At 69.6% G+C, this 23,582-nt stretch carries 22 protein-coding genes; 7 read left to right on the forward strand and 15 right to left on the reverse strand.

The features are described from left to right. The 4 genes from MKK49_RS03100 to MKK49_RS03115 form a co-directional block, all read right to left on the reverse strand. Window positions 1-454 (reverse strand): hypothetical protein (locus MKK49_RS03100; protein WP_244026599.1); only part of this gene is annotated, 454 nt, incomplete at its 3' end. Between the two features lie 73 nt (window positions 455-527). Continuing rightward, complete coding sequence (locus tag MKK49_RS03105) at window positions 528-3,653, reverse strand: MdtB/MuxB family multidrug efflux RND transporter permease subunit (RefSeq protein WP_244026600.1); 3,126 nt, start codon at window positions 3,651-3,653, stop codon at window positions 528-530. A 220-nt stretch (window positions 3,654-3,873) separates the two neighbouring features. Continuing rightward, a complete protein-coding gene (locus MKK49_RS03110) occupies window positions 3,874-5,250 on the reverse strand; it encodes an MdtA/MuxA family multidrug efflux RND transporter periplasmic adaptor subunit (RefSeq protein WP_244026601.1) in 1,377 nt (458 codons plus the stop codon). A 242-nt stretch (window positions 5,251-5,492) separates the two neighbouring features. After that, a complete protein-coding gene (locus MKK49_RS03115; protein ID WP_244026602.1) occupies window positions 5,493-5,633 on the reverse strand; it encodes a hypothetical protein in 141 nt (46 codons plus the stop codon). Window positions 5,634-5,986: 353 nt separating this feature from the next. On the opposite strand from MKK49_RS03115, the gene MKK49_RS03120 reads away from it, so the two are divergent. From MKK49_RS03120 to MKK49_RS03140, 5 genes are all read left to right on the forward strand, one after another. Continuing rightward, complete coding sequence (locus MKK49_RS03120) at window positions 5,987-7,153, forward strand: aminotransferase (RefSeq protein WP_244026661.1); 1,167 nt, start codon at window positions 5,987-5,989, stop codon at window positions 7,151-7,153. 81 nt (window positions 7,154-7,234) lie between these two features. After that, window positions 7,235-7,675 (forward strand): DUF4112 domain-containing protein, encoded by a 441-nt coding sequence (locus MKK49_RS03125; protein WP_244026603.1) that lies wholly within the window; start codon window positions 7,235-7,237, stop codon window positions 7,673-7,675. A gap of 313 nt (window positions 7,676-7,988) precedes the next feature. Continuing rightward, window positions 7,989-9,119 carry an ABC transporter permease gene (locus MKK49_RS03130; RefSeq protein ID WP_244026604.1) on the forward strand — a complete coding sequence of 377 codons (1,131 nt, stop codon included), beginning with the start codon at window positions 7,989-7,991 and terminating at the stop codon, window positions 9,117-9,119. Window positions 9,120-9,344: 225 nt separating this feature from the next. Further along, complete coding sequence (locus MKK49_RS03135; RefSeq protein WP_244026605.1) at window positions 9,345-11,411, forward strand: putative bifunctional diguanylate cyclase/phosphodiesterase; 2,067 nt, start codon at window positions 9,345-9,347, stop codon at window positions 11,409-11,411. A gap of 300 nt (window positions 11,412-11,711) precedes the next feature. Beyond that, window positions 11,712-14,057, forward strand: a complete 2,346-nt coding sequence (locus tag MKK49_RS03140; RefSeq protein WP_244026606.1) for a DUF3772 domain-containing protein — start codon at window positions 11,712-11,714, stop codon at window positions 14,055-14,057. Window positions 14,058-14,099: 42 nt separating this feature from the next. Here the strand turns inward: MKK49_RS03140 and MKK49_RS03145 are convergent, their stop codons facing one another. After that, window positions 14,100-14,432, reverse strand: a complete 333-nt coding sequence (locus MKK49_RS03145) for a hypothetical protein (protein ID WP_244026607.1) — start codon at window positions 14,430-14,432, stop codon at window positions 14,100-14,102. A gap of 292 nt (window positions 14,433-14,724) precedes the next feature. Between MKK49_RS03145 and MKK49_RS03150 the strand changes: the two genes are divergently transcribed. Next, entirely contained in the window at window positions 14,725-15,045 is a 321-nt protein-coding gene (locus tag MKK49_RS03150) for a DMT family transporter (RefSeq protein ID WP_244026608.1), read from the forward strand. A gap of 56 nt (window positions 15,046-15,101) precedes the next feature. On the opposite strand, the gene MKK49_RS03155 is transcribed toward MKK49_RS03150, so the two are convergent. From MKK49_RS03155 to MKK49_RS03175, 5 genes are all read right to left on the reverse strand, one after another. Next, complete coding sequence (locus MKK49_RS03155; RefSeq protein WP_244026609.1) at window positions 15,102-15,758, reverse strand: transglutaminase-like cysteine peptidase; 657 nt, start codon at window positions 15,756-15,758, stop codon at window positions 15,102-15,104. A 319-nt stretch (window positions 15,759-16,077) separates the two neighbouring features. Further along, window positions 16,078-16,476: a DUF3775 domain-containing protein gene (locus tag MKK49_RS03160; protein WP_056088449.1), complete on the reverse strand. Its 399-nt coding sequence runs from the start codon at window positions 16,474-16,476 to the stop codon at window positions 16,078-16,080. A gap of 79 nt (window positions 16,477-16,555) precedes the next feature. Next, a complete protein-coding gene (gene nudC / locus MKK49_RS03165; RefSeq protein ID WP_244026610.1) occupies window positions 16,556-17,455 on the reverse strand; it encodes an NAD(+) diphosphatase in 900 nt (299 codons plus the stop codon). Window positions 17,456-17,457: 2 nt separating this feature from the next. Continuing rightward, window positions 17,458-17,880 (reverse strand): HIT domain-containing protein, encoded by a 423-nt coding sequence (locus MKK49_RS03170; RefSeq protein ID WP_244026611.1) that lies wholly within the window; start codon window positions 17,878-17,880, stop codon window positions 17,458-17,460. Between the two features lie 391 nt (window positions 17,881-18,271). Next, window positions 18,272-18,598 (reverse strand): hypothetical protein, encoded by a 327-nt coding sequence (locus MKK49_RS03175; RefSeq protein ID WP_244026612.1) that lies wholly within the window; start codon window positions 18,596-18,598, stop codon window positions 18,272-18,274. A gap of 191 nt (window positions 18,599-18,789) precedes the next feature. Between MKK49_RS03175 and MKK49_RS03180 the strand changes: the two genes are divergently transcribed. Next, window positions 18,790-19,395, forward strand: coding sequence for a PAS domain-containing protein (locus tag MKK49_RS03180; protein ID WP_244026613.1), 606 nt, complete (start codon window positions 18,790-18,792; stop codon window positions 19,393-19,395). 117 nt (window positions 19,396-19,512) lie between these two features. Here MKK49_RS03180 and MKK49_RS03185 read toward each other — a convergent pair whose 3' ends face one another. The 5 genes from MKK49_RS03185 to MKK49_RS03205 all read right to left on the reverse strand — a co-directional run bounded on the left by MKK49_RS03185 (window position 19,513) and on the right by MKK49_RS03205 (window position 23,524). After that, entirely contained in the window at window positions 19,513-20,292 is a 780-nt protein-coding gene (locus MKK49_RS03185; protein WP_244026614.1) for a molybdopterin-dependent oxidoreductase, read from the reverse strand. Continuing rightward, window positions 20,289-20,930 carry a cytochrome b/b6 domain-containing protein gene (locus MKK49_RS03190; protein ID WP_244026615.1) on the reverse strand — a complete coding sequence of 214 codons (642 nt, stop codon included), beginning with the start codon at window positions 20,928-20,930 and terminating at the stop codon, window positions 20,289-20,291. Before MKK49_RS03190 ends, MKK49_RS03185 begins: the two co-directional genes overlap by 4 nt. Before the next feature lie 284 nt (window positions 20,931-21,214). After that, complete coding sequence (locus tag MKK49_RS03195) at window positions 21,215-21,814, reverse strand: hypothetical protein (protein WP_244026616.1); 600 nt, start codon at window positions 21,812-21,814, stop codon at window positions 21,215-21,217. Between the two features lie 93 nt (window positions 21,815-21,907). Continuing rightward, on the reverse strand, window positions 21,908-22,537 hold the full coding sequence (locus MKK49_RS03200; RefSeq protein ID WP_244026617.1) for a hypothetical protein: 630 nt from the start codon (window positions 22,535-22,537) through the stop codon (window positions 21,908-21,910). A gap of 126 nt (window positions 22,538-22,663) precedes the next feature. Then, on the reverse strand, window positions 22,664-23,524 hold the full coding sequence (locus MKK49_RS03205; protein WP_244026618.1) for a universal stress protein: 861 nt from the start codon (window positions 23,522-23,524) through the stop codon (window positions 22,664-22,666). Between the last annotated feature and the right edge of the window lie 58 nt (window positions 23,525-23,582).

Below are 23,582 nucleotides of genomic sequence, written 5' to 3' on the forward strand. Positions count from 1 at the left end.
GTCTATCGATGTGGAGCGCGACAGGCCCCCTCTCCTGGAAGGAGAGGGTTGGGGTGAGGTGTGGGACCTGTCCGGAGATGTCACACACCTCACCCTGTCCCTCTCCTTCCAGGAGAGGGGACCCGCGGGTACGGGATGAGGGGTAGCGATTAGGCCCCGGTCGAGCGTCCGTCGACAGTGCGAAGGTGTCGGCGTGGAGCGCAACAGGCTCCCTCTCCTGGAAGGAGAGGGTTGGGGTGAGGTGTGGGACATCTCTGGAGAGTTCGCACACCTCACCCTGTCTCTCTCCTTCCAGGAGAGGGGACCCGCGGGTACGGGATGAGGGGTAGCGACTAGGCCCCGGTCGAGCGTCCGTCGACAGTGCGAAGGTGTCGGCGTGGAGCGCAACAGGCTCCCTCTCCTGGAAGGAGAGGGTTGGGGTGAGGTGTGGGACATCGCTGGAGAGTTCGCACACCTCACCCTGTCCCTCTCCTTCCAGGAGAGGGGACCCGCGCTGCCTGCGCGAAGCGTAAGAGTTGGCGCCTTCATCACGGCAGCGCCTCGACGCTGCCGGCGCCTCCCGTGCGCCGACCGGTGATCCGCCGCTCGAGGCGGTCGAACGCCAGATAGATCACCGGCGTGGTGAACAGCGTCAGCACCTGGGAGACGATGAGGCCGCCCGCGATGACGATGCCGAGGGGCTGGCGCAGCTCCGCGCCGACGCCGGTGCCGACGATGAGGGGCACCGCCGCGAACAGGGCGGCGAGCGTCGTCATCAGGATCGGCCGGAAGCGCAGGAGGCAGGCCTCGTAGATGGCGTCGCGGGGACTCAATCCCTCCTCGCGCTCGGCCTGGAGCGCGAAGTCGATCATCATGATGGCGTTCTTCTTCACGATGCCGATGAGCAGCACGATGCCGATCACCGCGATGATGTCGAGGGGCATGCCGAACAGCATCAGGCCGAGCAGCGCGCCGATCCCCGCCGAGGGCAGCGTCGACAGGATCGTGATCGGGTGGATGAAGCTCTCGTAGAGCACGCCGAGCACGATGTAGACGGTAACGATGGCGGCGATGACCAGGAACAGCTGGTTCGACAGGGCCGACTGGAACGCGAACACCGAGCCCTGCGGCACCACGCGAAAGCTCGGGGGCAGGTCGATGGCCTTCCCCGCCGCGTCCACCGCCGCCACGGCGTCGCCGAGCGCCGCGCCGGGCGCGAGGTTGAACGACACGGTGGTGGCCGGAAACTGGCCGAGATGGGAGATGAGCAGGGGTGCGCGCCGCTCGCTGACCCGGGCCACGGCCGAGAGCGGCACCTGACCGGACGCCACCGTGGAGGACGGCAGGTAGATGTGGTCGAGGCTCTCGATGGTGGTGTGGAGCGCCGGATCGGCCTCCAGGATCACCCGGTACTGGTTCGACTGGGTGAAGATCGTCGAGATGATGCGCTGGCCGAAGGCGTCGTAGAGGGCGTTGTCGACGGTGGCCGGCGTGATGCCGTAGCGCCCCGCCGTCGCCCGGTCGATGGTGATGTAGGCCGCCAACCCGCTGGCCTGGAGATCGCTCGCCACATCCATCAGCAGCGGCGAGGTCTGGAGCTGTCGCACGAAGCGCGGCACCCAGGTCTCGAACTCCGTGAGGTTCGGGTTCTCGAGGATCACCTGATACTGGGTCGCGCTCACCGCCGTGTCGATGGTGAGATCCTGCACCGATTGCAGGTAGAGGCGGATGCCGGCGACGCCCGTGGTCGCGGCCTTGATCCGCGCGATGATCTCGCTCGCCGTGGCCGTCCGCGCGTCGTGGGCTTTGAGGTTGATGAGGAACCGGCCGGAATTCAGGGTCACGTTCTGGCCGTCGACGCCGATGAACGACGACAGGCTCGCCACGTCCGGGTCTTGCAGGATCAGGCTCGCCAGCTTCTGCTGGCGCTCGGCCATGGCCGCGTAGGACACGGTCTGGTCGGCCTGGGTGATGCCCTGCACGACGCCGGTGTCCTGCACGGGGAAGAACCCCTTGGGTATCACCACGAACAGGTAGGCGGTGAGCGCCACCGTGCCCAGCGTCACCACCAGGGTCAGCCCCTGGTGGCGCAGGACCACCCGGAGCATCCGGCCGTACCCCGCGATGATTCCGTCCATGGAGCGGCGCGCCGCACGACTGATGAAGCCCTCGCGGCGGGCCGCCTGCCCGGCCGGCTCGTGCTTCAGGAGGCGCGCGCACAGCATCGGCACCAGGGTCAGCGACACCACCGCCGAGATCACGATGGTGGCCGCCAGCGTGATGGCGAATTCGTGGAACAGGCGCCCGACGACGTCGCCCATGAACAGGAGCGGGATGAGGACGGCGATGAGCGAGACGGTGAGCGAGATGATGGTGAAGCCGATCTCGCGGCTGCCCTTGAGGGCGGCTTCGAGTGGCGAATCCCCCTCCTCCACATGGCGGGCGATGTTCTCGATGACCACGATGGCGTCGTCCACCACGAAGCCCGTCGCGATGGTGAGCGCCATGAGGGAGAGGTTGTCCAGCGAGAACCCGTAGAGGTCCATGATGGCGAGCGCCCCGATGAGGGAGAGCGGCACCGACAGGCTCGGGATCAGGGTGGCGGAGACGCTGCGCAGGAACAGGAAGATCACCAGCACCACGAGGCCGATGGCGAGCGCCAGCTCCACCTGCACGTCGTGGACGGAGGCCCGGATGGTGACCGTGCGGTCGGTGAGCAGGCCGACCGAAATGGCGGCCGGGAGCGTCGCCTGGAGCTGGGGCAGCAGCTTCTTGATCTTGTCCACCGTCGCGATGACGTTGGCGCCGGGCTGGCGCTGGATGTTGAGGATGACCGCCGGGGTCTCGTCGGCCCAGGCGCCGAGCTTGGTGTTCTCCGGGCCGGCGACCACGTCGGCCACGTCCGAGAGCCGCACCGGGGCGCCGTTCTTGTAGGCGATGATGGCGTCGTCGTAGGCCTTCGGGTCGCGGATCTGGTCGTTGGCGTTGATGGCGTAGGACTGGGTCGGCCCGTCGATGGTGCCTTTGGGCGTGTTGACGTTGAGGTTGGTGATGGTGGTGCGCAGGTCGTCGATGTTGAGGCCGTAGGCCGCGAGCGCCCTTGCGTTGAACCGCACCCGGATGGCGGGCCGCTGGCCGCCGCCGGTGCTGACGAGGCCGACGCCCGCCACTTGGCTGATCTTTTGCGCGAGCCGCGTCTCGGCCAAGTCGCGCACCTCCGTGAGCGGCATGGTCTTCGAGGTCAGCGCCAGGGTCAGGATCGGCGCGTCGGCCGGATTTACTTTGGCGTAGATCGGCGGGGCCGGCAGGTCGGCGGGCAGGAGGTTGCCGGCGGCGTTGATGGCCGCCTGGACCTGCTGCTCGGCGATGTCGAGGGGCAGATCGAGGCTGAACTGCAGGGTGACGACGGAGGCCCCGGCAGAACTCTGCGACGTCATCTGGTTGAGGTTGGCGAGCTGCCCGAACTGGCGCTCCAGGGGTGCGGTGACCGCCGAAGTCATCACCTCGGGGCTGGCGCCCGGATAGAACGTCTGGATCTGGATCGTCGGGTAATCCACCGACGGCAGGGCCGAGACCGGCAGGTTCAGGTACGACACCATCCCGACCATGAGGATCGCCAGCATGAACAGCGTGGTGGCGACGGGGCGCAGGATGAAGAGGCGGGACGGGTTCATGGGGTGCGACCCATGCCGTGGATGGCGACCGCGACAGGCCCCCTTTCCTGGAAGGAGAGGGTTGGGGTGAGGTGTGGGACCTTTTCGGAGAATCCGCACACCTCACCCTGTCCCTCTCCTGCGAGGAGAGGGGACCCGCGCTTACCCAAGCGTCGTGTGAATGCCGGAGCCGACGGCAGGACTCCGCACCTGCTCAGGGGTGGCGAGCTGGGGGGAAAACTCATTGCGCGGCCGGGCGCTGGCGGCGGCGTTCGCGCTTCTGGGCGTCGGGGGCGACGGCATCCGCCTTCGCCGCCTCGGCTTTGGAATTCTCCGGCTTCGTGGCCGGACCGGCCGCGCCCGGCGGGCGGGTGCCGTCGTCGGTGATGCGGACGGGAGCGCCATCACGAAGACGGTCGGTGCCGTCGACCACGACGCGGTCGCCGACAGCGAGCCCGGCCGTCACCACCGTGCGGGGGCCGTCGGCCTCGCCCAGGGTGATGGGACGGACCACGACCTTGTCGTCGCCCTGCAGCAGGTAGACGTAGGTACCGGGCGTGCCGCGCAGGATCGCGGCCGTGGGGACGATGGGGGCTTGGCGCACGGTGTCGACGGTGAGCTTGGCGTTGACGAACTGGTTCGGGAACAGGGCGTCGTCGGCATTGTCGAACAGGGCGCGCAGCTTCACCGTGCCGGTGGTGGTGTCGATCTGGTTGTCCACGGTGTCGAGGGTGCCGGTGGCGAGCACGTTGGCGTCGCCCCGGTCGTAGGCCGAGACCGCGAGCTTGGCGCCCGCGCGCAGGCGCTTCATCACCTTCGCCACATCGTCCTCGGGCAGGGTGAACACCACCGAGATCGGGTGCAGCTGCGTCACCACCACGAGGCTCGTCGAAGCGGCGGTGATGTAATTGCCCTGATCGACCTGGCGCAGGCCGACGCGGCCCTCCACCGGCGAGACGATGCGGGTGTAGGTGATGTTGAGCTTCTGCTGGTCGACGAGGGCCTGATCGGCCGCCACCGTGCCCTCGTTCTGCTTGACCAGGGCCGCTTGGGTGTCGACGTTCTGCTTCGAGATGGAATCCTGCTGGGACAGGCGCTGGAAGCGGGCGAGATCGAGCTTCGAGTTCTGCAGCAGGGCCTGATCGCGCATGAGCTGGCCCTGGTACTGGGCGAGCTGGGCCTCGTAGATCCGGGAATCGATCTGGGCGAGGAAGTCGCCCTTCTTCACGGTCTGGCCCTCGCGGAACCCCACCTCCATGAGGTAGCCGCTGATCTGCGAGCGGACCGTGACATTGGCGAGCGGCGTGACCGTGCCGAGGCCGGCGAGGACGATGGGCACGTCGCCGGCCGCGATGGTGGCGATGCCGACCGCCTGGGCCGGCTCGCCGTGGCGCCCGCCGCCGCGCCCGCCCTTGCCGCGCGGCCCGGCCGCCTCCGTCGCGCCCTCGGGCTTCGGCGCGAGATAGTGCCGGTAGCCGTAATACCCGCCGCCCGCCAGGATCAGCACGAGGACGAACCACAGCCAGCCGCGCCCGCCCCGGGTCGGCGCGGCGCGGGTCTCGGCCGGAGCGGTGTAGTCCCGCGCGGTCTCGGTACGGATCGGGGAGTTCTCGTTCATGGTGTCACAGCATCATCGGGCGGGGCGCCCTCGCGGACCGGCACTTCACGTCGAAGACGGCCACCGAAGATAGGCGCGCGCCGCCGCGCCCGACAGTTCGGGGCGACGTCGCACCCGGACGGGGGACGCGGACATCCCAAAACCTTTGGCAGCGCGGCATGGAGCCCCTTCTGGCGAGCCAATACGACGCCAGTACGGCACCCGCGTTTCCCCCGTGTTGCTGTCCGGCCCCGGGACAGAATTCAGGGCCGCGTCGCGGGATCGTAGGCGCGCACCACGGCGCGGTACTCCGCGTCCACGGGCGTCACGGGAACGAGGTGGCGCAGGCCCAGGCCCAGGAACGCCGTGGCGAGGGCGAGGAGGAAGCAGGTGCGGACTCGCATGGCGTCTCGTCCTGCCACAGGGACCGGGCGTCGGCACGCGAAAAAGGCCGTCGCTGGGGACGACGGCCTTCTCGGGAAGAAGAATCGGGACAATCGCGTCTTTGGGAAGACATCGGACCGGAGCGGTGATCACCCACCCGAAACGAGGGGGCGAAGTCCCAGGCGTGCCATCGCCGCTCCGGCCGTGATCCGAACGTAAATCACGGCTGATGAATGTCAACAATCGTCAGTCGAAAGGGCCCGGCCAGGGGATGTGCAGGTGCGCGGCCGCACATTTCTCGCAAGGCGGCCGTCGTGCTACGCATCCCGCCCTTCGCGCCCGCGCCCCCGATCCTTGCGTGACTCCGGACGATATGAACCCCGTCTTCGCGAACCTGCCGACGACCATCTTCACCGTCATGTCGGGCCTCGCCCGCGACCTCGGGGCGATCAACCTCGGCCAGGGCTTTCCCGACGATCCGGGCCCCGAGGACGTCCGCCGCAGGGCCGCCGAGGCCGTGCTCGACGGCGACAACCAGTACCCGCCGATGATGGGCCTGCCGGCCCTGCGCGGGGCCATCGCGGCGCATTACCGGCATCATCAGGCCCTCGACCTCGACCCGCAGACGGAGGTGATGGTGACCTCGGGCGCGACCGAGGCCCTGGCCTCCGCCCTGCTGTCGCTCATCGCGCCGGGCGACGAGGTCGTGCTGTTCGCCCCCCTGTACGACGCCTACCTGCCCCTGGTGCGGCAGGCCGGCGGCGTGCCGCGCATCGTCAACCTTCGGCCGCCGCACTTCCAGCTGGAGGAGGAGGCCCTGGCGGCTGTGTTCTCCGACCGCACGAAGCTCGTGGTGCTGAACAACCCCCTCAACCCGAGCGCCACGGTGTTCGCGCGCGAAAACCTCGCGCTCCTGGCGCGGTTCTGCACCCGCCACGACGTCACGGCCGTGTGCGACGAGGTGTGGGAGCACATCGTGTTCGACGGGGCGGCGCATGACCCGCTCATGGCGCTGCCGGGCATGCGCGAGCGGACGGTGAAGATCGGCTCGGCGGGCAAGATCTTCGGGCTCACGGGCTGGAAGGTCGGCTTCGTCATGGCCGCCCCGCCGCTCCTGCGCCGCGTGGCGAACGCCCATCAGTTCCTCACCTTCACCACGCCGCCCTGCCTGCAGGAGGCCGTGGCCTACGGGCTGGGGAAGTCCGATGCGTACTTTTCGGAGATGCGCGCCCGCTTCGCCCGCTCGCGGGATCGGCTGAGCGTCGGCCTCACCGCGCGCGGCTTCACGGTGCTGCCCTCGGCCGGGACCTACTTCCTCAACATCGACATCGCCCCCTTGGGGTTCGAGGACGACGTGGCCTTCTGCGAGGATCTGGTGCGGCGCCACGGCGTCGCCGCGATCCCCGTGAGCGCGTTCTACGACGCGGACCCCGTGCGCCACATCGTGCGCCTGTGCTTCGCCAAATCCGACGCGACCCTGGACGCCGCCCTCGACCGGCTCGGGCAGGCCGCCGGGGGAACCACCTGGAGGGCTGCGTGATGTGCGCCGGCATTGCGGGCGGACGCGGCCGGGGCCACATCCCGGGCCATGATCACACCGCGCATTCCCCGGAGCCCGGCCATGGATTTTTCGCAAGAGGCCGGAGTCGCGACACCGTTCCGGCCCAAGGCCGACGACCGCGAGGCGACGCTCCTGCGGCTCGAGGCCTTGGCGCACCTCATGGACTCGGCCTTCCTCATTCCGGGGATCAACCGCCGGGTCGGTCTCGACGCCGTTGTCGGCCTGGTGCCGATCATCGGCGATGTCGCCGGCATGCTCGTCGCGTCCTACGTGGTCAACGAGGCGCGCCGGCTCGGCGCCCCGCGCTGGCTCGTCGCCCGAATGATGGCGAACGTGGTGTTCGACGGGGCGCTCGGCATCGTGCCCATCGCCGGCGACCTGTTCGATGCGGCCTTCAAGGCCAACCGCCGCAACGTCGCCCTGCTGCGCCGCCACCTCGAGAAGACCGGCGGCCTGCGCCCCAACGAGATCGAGGGCACCGCCGTGCGCATCGACGGCTGACGAGGGGTCCGGCTCATCGGTTCGAGCGGGCGTGCATGACACATCTCACGGGAAGCACGGGTCCCCACACCTTCCAGGAGAGGGACAGGGTGAGGTGTGCGAGCTTTCCGGAGAATCCACACACCTCACCCCAACCCTCTCCTTCCAGGAGAGGAAGCCCGTCGCGCTCAACGCCGACGGCCCGTGGCTTTCGAGAACAGCCCTGGGGCGATGGGGCGACTCCGGCAGCCCTTCGCAAAGGTGAGAGCTTTTGCGGGCTGAAGCGAGCGAACGCATGCCATCTGACGCTTCGGCAGGCCGGGCAGGGCAACCGATGAACCAGGTCGCCCTGTCCCCCGTCGCGGCCCCCGTCCCGCCCATCCGCACCGGCTGGCTCTCGCCCCTGTCGCGGCGGCGCCTCGCCAACTTCCGGCGCAACCGCCTCGGCTTCTGGTCGTTCGTGATCTTCACCGCCCTGTTCGGCACGAGCCTGTTCGCCGAAGTCATCGCCAACGACCGGCCGCTGGTGGTGTCCTACAAGGGCGAGCTCCTGTTTCCCGTCCTCATCGACTACCCGGACGAGAAGTTCGGCGGGTTCTACGCCCGGCCGAACTACCGCTCGGCGGAAACGCGGGCCGAGATCGCCGAGAACGGCTGGGCGATCTGGCCGCCGATCCCGTATGCCTACGACACCATCATCGACGGGCTGCCGACCCCCTCGCCTTCGCCGCCGACCTGGATGCTGACGGAGGCGCAGTGCCAGTCCGTGGGCAAGCCCTGCCGCGATCTCGAGAAGCACTGGCTCGGCACCGACAACACCACCCGGGACGTGCTGGCGCGGATCATCTACGGCTTCCGCATCTCGGTGCTGTTCGGCCTCATCCTCGCGGTGATCTCCTCGGTGATCGGCGTGATCGCCGGGGCCGTGCAGGGCTATTTCGGCGGCTGGGTCGACCTCGCGCTGCAGCGCTTCATCGAGGTGTGGAGCGGGATTCCGACCCTCTACCTCATCATCATCATCTCGGCCTTCATCGAGCCGGGCTTCTTCGTGCTGCTCGGCATCCTGCTGCTGTTCTCGTGGGTGTCGCTCGTCGGCGTCGTGCGGGCCGAGTTCCTGCGCGCGCGCAACTTCGAGTACGTGCGCGCCGCCCGGGCCCTCGGGCTGTCGAACATCCGCATCATGAGCCGGCACCTCCTGCCCAACGCCATGGTGGCGACGCTGACGTTCCTGCCGTTCATCCTCAACGGCTCCATCGGCACGCTCACGTCCCTGGACTTCCTCGGCTTCGGCCTGCCGCCGGGCTCGGCGTCCCTCGGCGAATTGCTGGCGCAGGGCAAGGACAACATTCAGGCGCCCTGGCTCGGGCTGACGGGCTTCCTCGTCGTCGCCGTGATGCTGAGCCTTCTCGTCTTTGCCGGCGAAGCGGTGCGCGATGCTTTCGATCCGCGCAAATCCTTTCGATGAAATCCAGCCCCTCCGGGCAGGGTCCAGGCTTATTCTTCCGAACACTGCGAATTTTCGAATTCAAATGTGCGCGAATTCATGATGGACGAAAGCGTACCCTTCGTACAGCCCTGCAAGAAACCTGCCCGGCCGTCGGGATGCGAATCTATCCTTCGAGAAAAGAAACAAATCTCTAAGTATTCCGCGCGATCCTGACGGGGAATGTTAGCGACCGGTTTCGGTATCATGCTCCTGAAAACCCCCTCGGACGCGCCGAGCTTCGATGCCGCCGCCCGCGACGCGGCGTCCGAGGACGGGCTCGCGCGGATCACGGCCCTCGCCGCCGGGTGCCTCGGGATGCCGATGGCCTGGATCGCCGTCGGCACGGGGCGGACACGGACGGTCCGGGCCGCCTACGGGTTCGACGGCGACGCGGCCGGGCCCGGCACGGCGGCCCAGGACCCGTGCGCCACCGCGCCCCTCGTCGGTACCGGGGGACGACGGCTCGGCGACCTCTGCGTCATGAATCCCCGCGCCCGCGCGCCCCTCGACCCCGCGCGGACCGGCCGACTGGAGGCCTTTGCCGGCCTCGTCGTCGATCACCTCGAACGGGAGGACCGGGCGGGAACGGACGGGATCGCCCGGGGCCTCGCGGGGGCGGCCGCCTACGCCTTCCTGGCGGTGGACACCGCCGGCACCATCACCTTCGTCAACCGCGCGGCCGAAATCCTGTTCGACTACGGACCGGGGACGATGATCGGGCAGGACGTCGAGATCATCATCCCCCCGTCGTTCCGGAAGATGCACGGCGAGCGCTTCGCCGGGTTCGTCGCCCGCGCGCCGTCCCGCCTCGTCGGACGGACCATCGAGATCACCGCGCAGCGCCGCGACGGCGCGACCTTCCCCATCGAGTTCTGCCTGTCCACGTGGCACGAGGACGGGCGGGTCGGGATCGGCGCGATGATGCGCGACATCAGCGAATGGCGCGCCCGCGACGAACAGCTCCTGCGCATGGCTCACCACGACAGCCTCACGGGCCTCGCCAACCGGGCCCGGTTCGCCGAACGCCTGAAGGCCGTTCTGGCGGAGGGCCATTCGGCTACGGTGATGCTGCTGGACCTCGACGGCTTCAAGGAGGTCAACGACAGCCTCGGCCACGCCACCGGCGACGCCCTGCTCCAATCGGTCGCCGTGCGCCTGCCCCTCTGCGTCGCGGCGGACGTGACCGTGGCCCGGATGGGCGGCGACGAGTTCGCGATCCTGCTCGGCCCCTGCGGCGACCCGCGCGTGGCGGCCGCGACCGCCGCGCGAATCCTCGACGTCTTCCAGGCGACGTTCCAGGTCTCCGGACACACCTTCCATGTCGGCCTCAGCCTCGGCGCCGCCGTCGGGCACGGGCCCGAGACCGACGCGGAGACGCTGATCGCCGATGCGGACCTGGCTCTCTATCAGGCCAAGCGCGACGGGCGGCGGTGTTTCCGCCTGTTCGAGCCGGCCATGCGCGCCGCCGTCATCGCCCGCCGGACCCTGCACGACGAACTGAGCCACGCCCTGGCGGCGGGCGAACTCGTGCTGCACTACCAGCCCCAGGTGGCCTTCGACACCGGCCGGGTGGTGGGCGCCGAGGCGCTGCTGCGCTGGGTGCATCCCCGGCGCGGCCTGCTGCTGCCGGGCGCGTTCCTGTCCGCCCTCGAGGCCCACCCGATGGCGGCCGGCATCGGCCGCTGGATCATCGAGGAAGCCTGCCGGCAGGCGGCGCAATGGCGGGCGGCGGGCCATCCGCCGCTCCGGGTCGCCGTCAACCTCTTCGCCGCCCACCTGCAGGCCGGGACCCTCGCGGAGGACGTGATGCGGTCGCTCGCGCGCTACCGGCTGGCGCCCGCCACCCTCGAACTCGAGGTCACCGAGCGGATCGCCCTCCAGGCCGACGACGCGGTGCTGGAACCGATCCGGGCCCTGCACGCCCACGGGGTCGCGGTGGCGTTCGACGATTTCGGCACGGGCTACGCCTCCCTCTCCTCCCTCAAGCGCTTCCCCCTCACCCGCCTCAAGATCGACCGCAGCTTCGTGCGCGACGTGCTCACCGACCGGCACGACGCCGAGATCATCCGCGCCATCCTGGGCATGGCCCAGAGCTTCGGCCTCGAGGTCATCGCCGAAGGCATCGAGGGACCAGACCAGGAGGCGATCCTCCGGGCCATGGGCTGCCACGAGGGCCAGGGCTACCTCTACGGCAAGGCCATGCCGCCCAACGCCCTGGCCGCCCTGATCCGCGCGCGCGGCGCTTCGGGACGGTGCGCGAACGTGGCCTGAGGCCGGACGGCGACGGGTTCACCTCATGCCCCGCCCGCGTGGCGGCGCGGCGGCGAAGGCAGGCTGAGCTGCGGCCCCTTGCGTGCTCCCTTGCGGTTTCCCCTTGCAGAGGCCCCTTGCAAAAGCCGATCGTCCCCTGTTTGGACAGGTGCGGCCTCCCACGATGCGATCGGACCCTGCCCGGATGACACACAGCGTCAGTGATCCTCCGGTCCGGGCGGTCACCGCAGCGGCGCGGGCCCGGTCCGCGAGCACCGGTCGAACACCGGGTCCGGCGGCGCCCGCCCGCAGCGACGCGCAATGATCGTCCTCCGCGCCGCCGGCTTGCCCGGGCGCCTCGCCCATCGGCTGGTCCTCGCCCTCGCGCTCCTCGGGCCCCTGCTCCTGGCCGCCCTCGGGGGCGCGACGGCGCAGGACCGCCCGCGCACCGACCTTCGCCGGGCCCTGGCCGAGATCGCGACCGAACTGCCCCTTCGGCAAGCCGACTTCAACGGACTCTCGACGCTCCGCGACCGGGCCGAGGCCCTCATGGCGGAGAGCCGGGAGGTCCAGGCGCAGGGCGCGGCGGCCCTGGAGCAGGCGCGGGCGGCGCGGCTCGACGCCGGCAAGGTCGAAGCGGAGCGGGACGCCGCCATCCGCGCGGCGGATGCCGCCCTCGGGGTCGTCGAAGGGCAGGTTCAGGACGACGCGAAGGTCGCCGCCGAGATCGAGGCGGTCTGGAACAGGATCACGGAGGCGCGGCGCACGCTGTTCTCGAAGCGACTGCTGGCGCACAGCGCGAGTCCGCTCGCGCCGGCCTTCTGGAACGAACTCGTCAACCGGGCGCTGCCGCAGGTCGGCGGCAAGCTCGGCGCCCTCGGCGCCGCCATGGCGGCGGAGGGCGAGGACGACCTCGCGGTCAACGTCGTCATCGTCCTCATCCTGATCCTCGCCGGGCTGCTGCTGACCTGGGTCACCCGCAGGGTGAGCCGGCACGTCCTCGCCCGCTGGCAGCGTTTCGCCGTGGCGGCGGATGTCAGCCCCCGCCGCCGGGCCGCCGTGCACGCGCTCATCGACGTGACGCTCACCGTCTTCACGATCCCCCTCGCGATCGTGCTGCTGATCGTCCTCAACGACGGCATCGACTTCACCCCCGGCAGCCTCGATTCCATCGCCTTCCGGGTGCTCGGCGCCATCGCCGGCATCCTCATCGGATCGGGCGTGCTGCGGGCCATGGTGGCGCCGCGCGACCCGGCCCACCGGCTGCTCGCCGTCAGCGACAGGACGGCCGAGATCGTCGCGCGCACGGGGCATGCGCTGATCCTCGTCTACGCGGCCGACCTCATCTTCGGCGAGTTCGCCATCGCGGCCCATTTCCGGGTCGTCCTCAGCGAGGCCTCGACCATGGTCATGGTCACGGTGTGCGGCGCGCTCCTGGCGCTGGCCCTCCTGCGCCTGAGCCAGGTCGAACCGCCCGTCGCGGCGGAGGCGATGCCGGCGGCGACCTCCGCCGCCACCCTGACCGTGCTGACGCCCCTCGTCTGGGCCGCCGTGGCGGCCTCCGTGGCGGCGATGCTCGCCGGCTTCACCGCGCTCGGCGGCTTCCTCATCGGCCGGCTGATCGTCACCGGCCTGCTCCTCGCCCTCGGCTGGGTCGTGCTGATCTGCGTCGACGCGCTGTTCGTGACCCGCGGCGACATCGAGGGCAGCCCCCGGCTCGCGCGCCTGAGCCGGGCCCTGGCGGTGCAGCCGGATACCCTGGCGCTGGGCTCCGTCGTGATCTCGGGTGTGCTCAACATCGTCGTCGTGACCGCGATGGTCTTCGTCGTCATCGGGCCCTGGAACCTCGCCTACGGCGAGTTCAACCCGTTCCGGGACGCCTTCCTCGGCTACAAGCTCACGGATGTCCGAAACCTCGTCGGCGCGGCGGGCTTCGCGGCCCTGACCGCCGTCGTGGGCGTGGTTCTGACCCGGGTCGGGACCGGATGGCTTGATCGCAAGGTGCTGCCGCAGACGCGCCTCGACGCGGGCGCGCGCTACTCCGTCATCACGGTGGTCGGCTATGGCGGCCTCGTGCTGACGCTGCTGCTGGCGCTCGGCCAGCTCGGCGTGAACCCGCAGAGCCTCACGGTGATCGCCGGCGCGCTCTCCGTCGGCGTGGGATTCGGGCTTCAGAGCATCGTCTCGAACTTCGTCTCGGGGCTGATCGTGCTCGCCGAGCGCCCGATCCGGGTCGGCGACATCGTCTCGGTCAAGGGCGAGGAGGGCCGGGTCAAGAAGATCAGCGTCCGCTCGACCCTCATCGCCACCGGCGACCGGACCGACCTCATCGTGCCGAACACCGACATCATCACCTCCATCGTCCGCAACAAGACGCTGACGGACGTGTCGCAGCGCCTGCGCCTGCCGATGGTGTTCGACCGGGACACGGATCTGGGGCTCGTGCGCGACATCCTCATCGCGGTCGCCGCGCGGCACCCCAACGTGGCGGACGAGCCCGCGCCGGTCCTGCTCCTGATGAAGCTCGGCGAGACCCTGGAGGTCGAAGCGCGCCTGTTCCTCCACGACGTCGCCCTCGGCGACGCGACCCGCAGCGAGGTGAACCTCGTCCTGCTCGAGTTCTTCCGCCGCTCCGGCATCACCCTCGGCGCCGGCCCGAGCCCCTGAGGTTTGCGCTCCCGGCCCTGCTTCCAGCGCGCGGGGGCCGTCTCACAGGGGCCGGGTGCCGCCGGCGAGCAGCCAGCCCCTGGCCCGCTGGAGCAGGGCCGGGCGGACCCGGGCGACGTCGTCGCCATCGACGAGGGGCGAGGTCGAGAGGGCGGTGAGGTAGGCCGCCTCGCGGTCCTGGCAGGCGTGCAGGGACGCCTCGGCCGCGCGGGCGCGCGAGGTGAGCGCGGCCTGCAGGGTGAAGGTGCGGTGGAGGCAGCCCCGCCAGGCGGCGTGCCGGTCGGCGACCGCGCCGGCCTGGGCCGGGGCCACACCCGGAAGTCCGAGCGAAACCGCGAGGAGAAGCACGCGCGCGGCGCCGGACCGGGTCGTCATGGAAATCGCTCTCCGAGTGGCGGCCAGTCTCGCGGACGATGCTGAATCAATCGTCACAGCGGCCGTGGACGGGGCGTGCCGTTTCGGGACGGCCTCCGGGTGGCTCGCTGAAGGCCGGGCCGACGGCGCGGGTTGCCAACGGAGCCCCGACGCGCCAAGGAGGCCGCCGCGAGGCCACCTCCTCCCCCGATCACGGGGCACAGGTCCGGGACGGCCCGGCGGCACGCACCCCGCGTCTTCCGGGACAATGCCGCCGCGCGGCGGGGGGCGGGACAGGAAGCGGAGCGCCGCCATGGCCTGGATCGTTCTCGTCGCCGCCGGCCTCCTCGAAGTCGTGTGGTCCTTCGCGATGAAGCAGTCGGACGGGTTCTCGCGGCCCTGGCCGACGGCGATCATGGTGGTGACCATGGTGGGCAGCGTCGGCCTCCTGGCCCTCGCCATGCGCACCCTGCCGCTGGGCACCGCCTACACCATCTGGACCGGGATCGGCGCGGTCGGCGCCTTCGTCGTCGGCATCGTGGTCCTCGGCGAGGACGCCAGCCCGGCCCGCATCGTCGCGGCGGTGCTCATCGTGTCGGGCCTCGTGACGATGAAGCTCGCGAGCCCGCAGTGACCGCCCGGGGGCATCGGCTTGTCCGAAGGCCGGTGTCCACCTTTCGGGCCGATGCCTCAGCGGTTGGCGGTGGTGACCGGCGAGGTGGCGCGGCCGAGGGACACCCAGGACTGGGTCTCCTGGCTCTCGCGCTTGATGAAGGTGTAGCCGGTCTGGCGCCAGGACTGGACGGCGCTGGTCTTGTTGTCGAGGATGAAGTCGCCCCGATCGGTGATCAGGGTGAGGACCGCATGCCCCTCGCCCTTCTCGTCGATGACCACGGTCATCCGCATGGCCCGGCGCGGCAGGCCGGCCTCGGCCAGCAGCTTGCGCTTCAAGAGCTGGAAATCCTCGCAATCGCCCGAGCCGTCCTCGGCGAGATCCCAGCGGTCGGCGACGTGGAGGTGCTCCATGTCGGTCACCGCGCGCAGGGACTTGTTCACCCGGCGGTTGATGGAGACGATGGTGTTCCAGGTGCCCGCATCGAGGGCGATGGTGGCGGGCTCGGTGCGGTCGACCGCGCACTCGGCGGCGTAGGTCTCGCAGAACGTGACCCAGGCGGCGATGGGGCGGGCGGCGGGGCCGCTGACGAGGACGCTCGGGCTGGCGGGCAGGGAGGCGAAGGTCTGGGCTGGGGCGGCGACGGGGGCTGCCAGCAGACCGGCGAAGAGCGCCGCACGGCCGAGGGCACCACCCGTAACCGCTTGCAGGCACTTCGAAATCGCGATCCGCATGGCCGGCCCGTTCCCGTTAATCTTCCGTTAATGAAAGGTCTCACGGCGGCCCGGACGCGGCAATCGCCGGGTTAATAAAGGGTTAACGGTGTGGATAGTTGCACCCGGGGTGAAAGAAGCGCGACCGTGCCGAACGAAAAAACGCCCCGCCGGAGGACCGGCGAGGCGCTTGGCGCAGGGATGTCATTTGGCATCCCTTCGATCGGTACGGATTCGAACGGGCGCGACGGACCTCCCTCTCCTGGAAGGAGAGGGGACCCGCGCGTCACCGCTTTCATGCGCGATCCGCGCAATGGATCCGGTGCGGCTGAAAGCCGGATCAGGCCTGGGGCAGATCCGGGGTGATGCCGAGGTTGGCCATGCCCTCCGAGAGCAGGTCGGCGGCGTTGGGCGTGCCGAGCAACTCGCGGGCGGCGCCCTCGCCGACGGATTCGCGCTCGCGGGCGAAGCGGACGGCGTCGGTCCATTCCTCCGCCTCCATGTCGCCGCGCCCGACATAGATCAGGGCCAAGAGGTCGGCGCGCTCGTCGTCGTTGAGGGCGCCGATCATCGCCCGCACCTCTTCCTCCGTGGCGTCGTCGGTGCCGGAGGTGAGCACGTCGGTGGCGCCGTCATCGATGGCGTTGGAGCCGGAATCCGGGTCCGTCGGCCCCTCCTTCACCTCGACGGCGCGCAGGCGCAGGATGATCTCGGTGACGGTGTCGACTGGAATGTCCATGCGCGTGTCCCAAACCTCGACCGCCGGGGGCGGCGGCCCTGAGCAGGCACAACCCGTCAGGGGGAGATGGGTTCGCGGATCACGCCGTCCCATCGACGAAGGCGCGCATGAGGCTGTGTGCGATGGCCATGGGCGGGGGCACCGTGAGGCCGTCGGCGTGCGTCCCGGCGATCATCGCGGCGATGTCCGCGCGGGTGAGCCAGCGCGCGTCGGTGAGCTCGACGGGATCGAGGGTGATCGCGTCGTCGAGGGCCTCGGCGACGCAGCCGATCATCAGGGAGGCGGGGAACGGCCAGGGCTGGGACGCGCGGTAGGTCACCGCGCCGACGCGCAGGCCGACCTCCTCGAAGGTCTCGCGCCGCACGGCGTCCTCGATGGTCTCGCCGGGCTCGAGGAAGCCGGCGAGGCAGGAATACATCGCCTCCTTGAAGCGCGGCGAGCGGCCGAGGAGGCAGCGTTCCCCCTTCGTGATCAGCATGATCACCACCGGGTCCGTGCGCGGGAAGTGGTGGGTCTCGCAGGCGGTGCAATCGCGCCGGTAGCCGCCGGCGCCGGGCTCGGTCGGGGCGCCGCAATTGGCGCAGAAGCGGTTGCGCGCGTGCCAGGACAGCAGGGATTTCGCCGTCGCCAGCAGCCCGAGCTCGTGGGGGGCGACCCTGCCCTCGGCGGCGAGGCTGCGGAGGTCGTTGGTCTGGACATCCGGGTCGGCGTCGAAGGTCTCGGCCCGCTCCGCCGCCACGGCGGTGGCGAAGACCGGGTCGCCGTCGAGGCGGCCGAGGAAGAGCGTGACGCCGGGCTCGGCCCCGATGCGGTCGGGGGCGAGCAGGGCCGAGCCGTCCATCAACACGATCCGGTCGCCGGCGATCACCACGCGGCGGGTACCGGGCGCGGTGAGCGACGGCACCGCCGCGAGGCTCTCGGCGGAATGGCGCACGAGGCGGTTGTGGACGTAGCCAAGGCCATCGCGAAAATCGGTCATGCTCAGGCCGCCGCGAACAGGGCGCCGATGCGCTCGATCATCTGGGCGCGGGCGTGGGCCGGATAGGGCTTGGCGTCCCCCACGCCCCAGACCGGACGCGGCCAGGCGGGATCGGACAGGAACCGCCCGATGACGTGGACGTGGAGCTGGGGCACGACGTTGCCCAACGCCGCGACGTTGACCTTGTCGGGCTTGGCCAGCGCCAGCATCACGCCGCTGGCGAGGCGCATCTCGTCCATGAGGCTTCTCGCGTCGTCCGGGGACAGGTCGGTGATCTCGCTGACGTCGGGGCGGCGCGGCACCAGGATCAGCCAGGGAAACCGGGCGTCGTCCATCAGCAGCACGCGGCACAGGGCGAGGTCGCCGGCATGGACGGTGTCGGCGGCAAGACGCGGGTCGAGGGTGAAGTCGGCGGTGGTGCTCATGGGGGAGCGATGTAGGGCGGATTTCGCGCCGATGCGAGATGGTGGGCACTGCCGTCGAGACAGGCTTGGCAACCCTCCCCCGCCCCGGCGGGAATCGTGAGGCCCCGCGCCACGAGCGTCATGACATCCCGTCGAACACGCACGCGCGCCATCACCGCAAGCGGGGGAAGGGCCTGCGTTCAGCGTCGCTCCCCAGCCCGGTGGGGGAGAATCCGATGGATGGTCCCCATGCCTCGGGTCGGCTTGCGACCCTTTGCAGGGCCTGAAGAGGTTCGCTTGTGGGCTGCTCGGTCAGGCAGACGCCTACGGCCGGGACAAGTGGAAAGCCGACGGTACCGAATGGTGGAGAAGTCGTCGTCCTTCTGACGGCGCTCACTCTCCAGAGGCGTGATCACTGTACCTTCGCACCAGCGGCTTCACAGACAATTTCGAGGCAGCGTAGGCGGGCTTGCGGGTCCCGGATCTTTGCGAAAGCTTTGACCAAGTCCAAGCACTCCTGGATGAGGACTAGCTCGTCTTGCCGCACAAGAGCGATTGCGGGCTGGATCGCGTTTGTGGGGGCAGGATGGCCGCCCAACTCTGCAGCGGTCATCCCAAGCGTGAGTGCGATCCGCTTGAGATACTGCTGCTGGAGTTGAGCTTGGGCTCTTTGCTGATCCACCTCAGGCTCCACGAGCGCGGTCTGCACCTCCTCGAGGGTATTCAACTTGCGGCCCATCGCCGATCTCCGAAGTCGCTTAGTTGTCGCTCGTATCACATTCGGAACGTGCGTTTGGCCACCACATTTAGTGTATACTAATCGTACGCTTACGTACACAGGTTGCATTTATCGATGCGGAACCTTTATGTTCGTCTCAAAGTCAGATACCTGTCAAATAGTAGCGATTGGAATGAGGTTTGAGAGGGCAGATGGGGCATCGCGCATCACAGACAGCGGTCGCTGCCCAGATCCTGTTGCAGGACGCCCTTGATTCTTCCGAGACGATCGGCCGGTGGGAGTACGACGTACCCAACGACCGGGTGTATGCCGATGCGCTCGTGGCTCTGGTGTTCAATCTCGATCCCGTGCGGGCAGAGGCAGGTGCCCCGCTGAGCGCGTTCCTCGACGGCATTCATCCCGACGATCGCGAACGGGCTGCGCGGACGATTGCGCAAAGTGCCGAGGACGGCCTCTCCTGCACCCTGGAGTACCGGGTCTGCTCCGCCGATGGTGTAACCCGCTGGATACTGGATCGCGGCCGTATCGCCCATGATCGTACAGGCCGCCCGACCCGTGGCAGCGGCATCCTCGTTGACATCACCCAGACGAAGCAGGACGCGGCCGATATTTGTACGTCCCCCTTTGATCCTCGGTCCTCATTGGAACGCGCGGCCGAGCATAGCCTCGCCGCTCGTGACGCCATCCATGAGCTTCCGGACTCGGTACTCCATCTCATGAGCAACATGCTCCTGCTGGAGATCGGACGGCAACTCTCCGACATCTCCGACGTCAGGCGACAAGGTGGAACGAACTGATCTTGGTCCTACCGATCACGTTTCGAACGGCCGATTTGGGTCGGAGCCGAAAGGCCAGAGTCCAGGTGCCGCGCCACCCGGACGTCCTGAGCAGGCGCCAAACCTCTGATCTCCCTGCTAAATCCCGCTGAACCAGTTGTAGCCCTGGTCTTCCCAATATCCGCCCGGATAGTCGTTGGTGACGAACACGCTGCCGATGTATTTCGGGCTCTTGAAGCCGAGCTTCGTCGGCACGCGCACCCGCAGGGGGTAGCCGTATTCGGGGGCGAGCTCCTTGCCGGCGAAGTCCAGCGCCAGGACCGTCTGGGGGTGGAGCGCGCTCGGCATGTCGAGGCTGCCGTAATAGCGGTCGGCGCATTTGAAGCCGACATACTTCGCCGTGAGATCGGCGCCGACCCGCTCCAAAAACGCCCGCAAGGGCACGCCGCTCCACTGGCCGATCTGGCTCCAGCCCTCGATGCAGACGTGGCGGGTGATCTGGCTCTCCTGCGGCAGGGCGCGGAGTTTCTCCAGGGTCCAGGGGGTCTTGTCGGCGACGAGGCCGGTGACCTCGAGCTTCCAGTCCACGCCCTCGACCTCGGGGATGTTGTCGGGCGGATAGTAGGCGTTGAACCGGAACGGGGTGTCGATCATCGAGGCCGGATAGGTCGGCACCAACGTGTTCGGGTCGAACAGCCAACCCTGGACCCGGTCGTTGAATTTCGACATGGCCCACAGCACCCGGTCGGCCACGGTGCCGTTGGAGCCGGTGGAAAGGTCGCAGCCCGTGAGCAGCGTCAGGGCGCCGAGCGACAGGCCGGAGCGCAGGAGCGCCCGGCGCTCGAGCTTGACCAGCTCCGGCTGGAGGTCGGCGCGCAGGCCTTTGAGGCGGGCGGCGGAGTCGGGGTCGCGGGTCATGCTTGCGTTTCCGAGGGTGTCACGCGGGCGCGGCCGGTGATCATCGCCTTGAGGGTGCTGGGCACCACCAAAACCAGTGCGAGGTGCAGGACGATGAAGCCGACGAGGCCCGCCATGGCGCCGAAATGCACGCGGCGCGCCCACTCGTAGCCGCCGAACACGGACGCCAAGCCCTGGAGCTGCACCGGCTTCCACAGGGCGAGGCCCGAGGCGAGGAGGAGCGCGCCGAGAAGAAACGCCACCGCGTAGGCGAGGCGCTGCACGGCGTTGTACTGGCCCAGCCGATGAACCAGGCGGAAGGCGAGCGCGGCCTTCGCGTCGCGCCAGACGGCGCCGACGCTCAGGGGCAGGAACGTGCGGGTCACGTGCCGGCTGACGAGCCCGTAGACGAGGTAGACGAGGCCGTTCACCGCGAACAGCCACATGGCGGCGAAGTGCCAGGCGATGGCCCCGCCGAGCCAGCCGCCGAGCGTCGCCCATTTCGGGAAGGTGAAGGGGAAGAGCGGCGAGGCGTTGTAGATCGCCCAGCCGGAAAACAGCATGCAGAACACCGCGACCGCGTTGATCCAGTGGGTGAGGCGCACCACGAGGGGGTGGATCACCACGAGGCGGGCGGGGAGTTCGGGGACGATGGTCATGATGCCTTCAATCTTCGAGGACTCCCGCCTTTGCGATGAACGGCGCGCGGACGTGCGGGATGGTCGTGCGAATTCCCCCCCCCCCCCGCTTGCGAGGAGAGGGCCGGAGGCACCCCGCCGTGCCTCCGGCGAGCGGAGGCGTAAGCCGAAGCGACGGTGAGGGGGCGCGTCCGAAAGAGGCTCCTTCGGATACGCCCCCTCACCTTCGGCTGCCGCCTCGCTTTGCCGACGACAAGGTCGGCAAAGCCCTCTCCCCGCAGGCGGGGAGAGGGTTAACAGCGGCCTCACATGGACGGCACGGTGCCGTTGCGGCCGACGATGAGGATCGGGGCGGTGAGCGTGCCGTCGGCGCCCTTCTTGGTGAAGGCGACGAGCTTGGAGCCCGGCACGAGGACGCTCTTCTCGCCCGGATCGACCAGGGTCACCGGCACGTCGTCCGGCACCACGACCTTCTTCTCTCCGCCCTGGTACTTGACCAGCAGGGTGCGGCCGTCCGTGCCCGAGAGGGTGCCGACGGCGCCGTTGGTCATGGTGGAGTTCGTGCCGAGATCCCAGGGGTAGTGGCCGTCGGCGGTGCCGCGGAGCGAAGAGGCGAACACCGTCACCTGCAGGGCCTTCTGCGTGCCATCGGGCTGCGGGATCGCGGCGGTGCCGATGTAGCTCTCCGACTTGATGTCGGCGAGCTTGCCCGTGGTGGCGGCGAGGATCTTGGTGTCGTTCGAGAACTGGACGGTGATCGAGTCGCCCGTGCGCGGCTTGATGGTGAGGGTCGATCCGTCGACCTTCTCGAGGGTGCCGCGGTAGCGCACGATGTCGTCGGCGCGGGCGGTGGTCACGGCCACCGTCAGGGTCAGGGCGAGGCCGGTCAGCAGGCTCTTCATCATGGCGTGTCTCTCCTTCGGGGTTTCGTTTTCTGGATAGAACGGACGCGCCCGTCTGCGCGCCCGCAGCAATCCCAATCGTCACAATCCCAATCGTCACATGGGCGGAACGGTGCCGTTCTGGCCGACCACCATGCGGTCGACGACGGCCGTGCCGGAGGCGTCGGCGCGGGTGAAGGCGACAACGCGGGCACCCGGCTTGATCAGGCTGGCATCGGCGGGGGCGAGGGCCACCACGGGCACGTCGTCCGGCACGGTGATGGTCTTCTGGCCGCCGGCATACGTCACCGTGATGGTGCGGTTGGCCGTGCCCGTCACGGCGCCGACGGCGCCGTTGGTCATGGTGTTCTCCTTCTCGAGATCCCACGGGTAGTGGCCGTCGCCGGAGCCGCGCATGCTGGGCGCGAACACCGCGACCTCGAGGGCCTTCAGGGTGCCATCGGGTTGGGGCGTGGCGGCGGTGCCGACGTAGCTGTCGGGCTGGATGTCGGTGATCTTGGCGGCACTCGCGCCGGCGACCCGGACGGCGTCGCCGAGCCGGACGGTGACGGCCTCGCCGACACGCGGCTTGATGGTGACGGCGCTGCCCTCCACCGACGCGATGGTGCCGCGGATGCGCACGACGGGCGCCTCCGCCCGGGCCGGGAGCGCCGCGGCGAGGCCGAGGCAGGTGGTGGCGAGACCCGCGGTGGCGAGGAGCGTGGCGAGACGGGCGGCTCTGATCATGGGGGTCCTTCCATCGGCGATGAGCCGATCCGGCGGGACCCTGCCCGGCATCAAAGTCGCGCGCAAGTCAATTGTGCGCGATGCGGTTACGCTTGGTGTCCGGTGACGCTCGGGGATTCGGCGGCCTCAATGGGCCATCAGCATCGGGATGTTGGCATGGGCCAGGAGGTGGCTCGTCGGGCCGCCGAAGATCATCTGGCGCAGGCGGCTCTGGGTGTAGGCGCCCTTGATGAGCAGGTCGCAGCCGAACGACTCGGCCTCGGCGAGGAACACCTCGCCGGGGGTGCGCCGCCCGGCCGAATGGGCGCGGTGATCGGCGGCGATGCCCTCGCAGGCCAGCGCCCGGGCGAGTTCCTCCGCGCTCGGCCCCGGCACGGTGCCGCCCTCGACGCTGATGACGCGGATGCGCTGGGCCCGGCGCAGGAACGGCATGGCGAAGGCCACGGCGCGGGCGGTCTCGGTCGAGCCGTTCCAGGCGATGAGGATCGCGTCGCCGAGCGTCGCGGGGGCGATGGGGGGCGCGAGCAGGATCGGCCGCCCGCCCTCGAACAGGGCGGTCTCGAAGGTGGTCATGCGCGGCGAGCCGTCCTCGGTGCCGGGCCGACCCACCACTGTAGCGGTGAACAGGCGGGCATACTGGCCGAGGAAGGCGTCGCCCGCCGGCACGTCGGGGCGCCAGCGGTAGCGCGGACCGGCCGCCGCGACGGCGGCCGGGGTGCAGGGTCCATCGTCCATCAGCGGCACGCCGGCCTGCTGCATGAAGGCGACGAAGCGGCCGCCGGCGGCCTCGGCCTCGGCCTTGTCGGCCTCCTCGTCGCGCAGCCAGGTCATGCCGCCGACCATGTCGACGGGGACGTACTCGGCGAGCGCCGGGCGCAGGGACACGCCCTCGACGAGGCTGCCGAAGCGACGGGCGGCGAGGATCGCCGTCTCGAACACCGAGGGCAGGCTGTCGTGGAGGGCGACGGGAACGAGGAGCGTCTTCATGGCAGGCTGCCTTCGATGGCGCGGACCGCCGGAGGCTAGTGCGATTTTCGCCGCCGGC

The sequence above is a fragment of the Methylobacterium sp. J-090 genome (genome assembly GCF_022829345.1).
Taxonomy (GTDB): domain Bacteria; phylum Pseudomonadota; class Alphaproteobacteria; order Rhizobiales; family Beijerinckiaceae; genus Methylobacterium.

Bases quoted from the DNA above. Each gene is read 5' to 3' on its own strand.
- MKK49_RS03135 (WP_244026605.1), top strand. From the start codon at position 9,345: ATGCTCCTGAAAACCCCCTCGGACGCGCCGAGCTTCGATGCCGCCGCC.
- MKK49_RS03110 (WP_244026601.1), bottom strand. From the start codon at position 5,250: ATGAACGAGAACTCCCCGATCCGTACCGAGACCGCGCGGGACTACACC.
- MKK49_RS03115 (WP_244026602.1), bottom strand. From the start codon at position 5,633: ATGCGAGTCCGCACCTGCTTCCTCCTCGCCCTCGCCACGGCGTTCCTG.
- MKK49_RS03170 (WP_244026611.1), bottom strand. From the start codon at position 17,880: ATGAGCACCACCGCCGACTTCACCCTCGACCCGCGTCTTGCCGCCGAC.
- MKK49_RS03105 (WP_244026600.1), bottom strand. From the start codon at position 3,653: ATGAACCCGTCCCGCCTCTTCATCCTGCGCCCCGTCGCCACCACGCTG.
- MKK49_RS03155 (WP_244026609.1), bottom strand. From the start codon at position 15,758: ATGCGGATCGCGATTTCGAAGTGCCTGCAAGCGGTTACGGGTGGTGCC.
- MKK49_RS03140 (WP_244026606.1), top strand. From the start codon at position 11,712: ATGATCGTCCTCCGCGCCGCCGGCTTGCCCGGGCGCCTCGCCCATCGG.
- MKK49_RS03185 (WP_244026614.1), bottom strand. From the start codon at position 20,292: ATGACCCGCGACCCCGACTCCGCCGCCCGCCTCAAAGGCCTGCGCGCC.
- nudC (WP_244026610.1), bottom strand. From the start codon at position 17,455: ATGACCGATTTTCGCGATGGCCTTGGCTACGTCCACAACCGCCTCGTG.
- MKK49_RS03180 (WP_244026613.1), top strand. From the start codon at position 18,790: ATGGGGCATCGCGCATCACAGACAGCGGTCGCTGCCCAGATCCTGTTG.
- MKK49_RS03160 (WP_056088449.1), bottom strand. From the start codon at position 16,476: ATGGACATTCCAGTCGACACCGTCACCGAGATCATCCTGCGCCTGCGC.
- MKK49_RS03130 (WP_244026604.1), top strand. From the start codon at position 7,989: ATGAACCAGGTCGCCCTGTCCCCCGTCGCGGCCCCCGTCCCGCCCATC.
- MKK49_RS03200 (WP_244026617.1), bottom strand. From the start codon at position 22,537: ATGATCAGAGCCGCCCGTCTCGCCACGCTCCTCGCCACCGCGGGTCTC.
- MKK49_RS03150 (WP_244026608.1), top strand. From the start codon at position 14,725: ATGGCCTGGATCGTTCTCGTCGCCGCCGGCCTCCTCGAAGTCGTGTGG.
- MKK49_RS03125 (WP_244026603.1), top strand. From the start codon at position 7,235: ATGGATTTTTCGCAAGAGGCCGGAGTCGCGACACCGTTCCGGCCCAAG.
- MKK49_RS03120 (WP_244026661.1), top strand. From the start codon at position 5,987: ATGAACCCCGTCTTCGCGAACCTGCCGACGACCATCTTCACCGTCATG.
- MKK49_RS03145 (WP_244026607.1), bottom strand. From the start codon at position 14,432: ATGACGACCCGGTCCGGCGCCGCGCGCGTGCTTCTCCTCGCGGTTTCG.
- MKK49_RS03190 (WP_244026615.1), bottom strand. From the start codon at position 20,930: ATGACCATCGTCCCCGAACTCCCCGCCCGCCTCGTGGTGATCCACCCC.
- MKK49_RS03195 (WP_244026616.1), bottom strand. From the start codon at position 21,814: ATGATGAAGAGCCTGCTGACCGGCCTCGCCCTGACCCTGACGGTGGCC.
- MKK49_RS03205 (WP_244026618.1), bottom strand. From the start codon at position 23,524: ATGAAGACGCTCCTCGTTCCCGTCGCCCTCCACGACAGCCTGCCCTCG.
- MKK49_RS03175 (WP_244026612.1), bottom strand. From the start codon at position 18,598: ATGGGCCGCAAGTTGAATACCCTCGAGGAGGTGCAGACCGCGCTCGTG.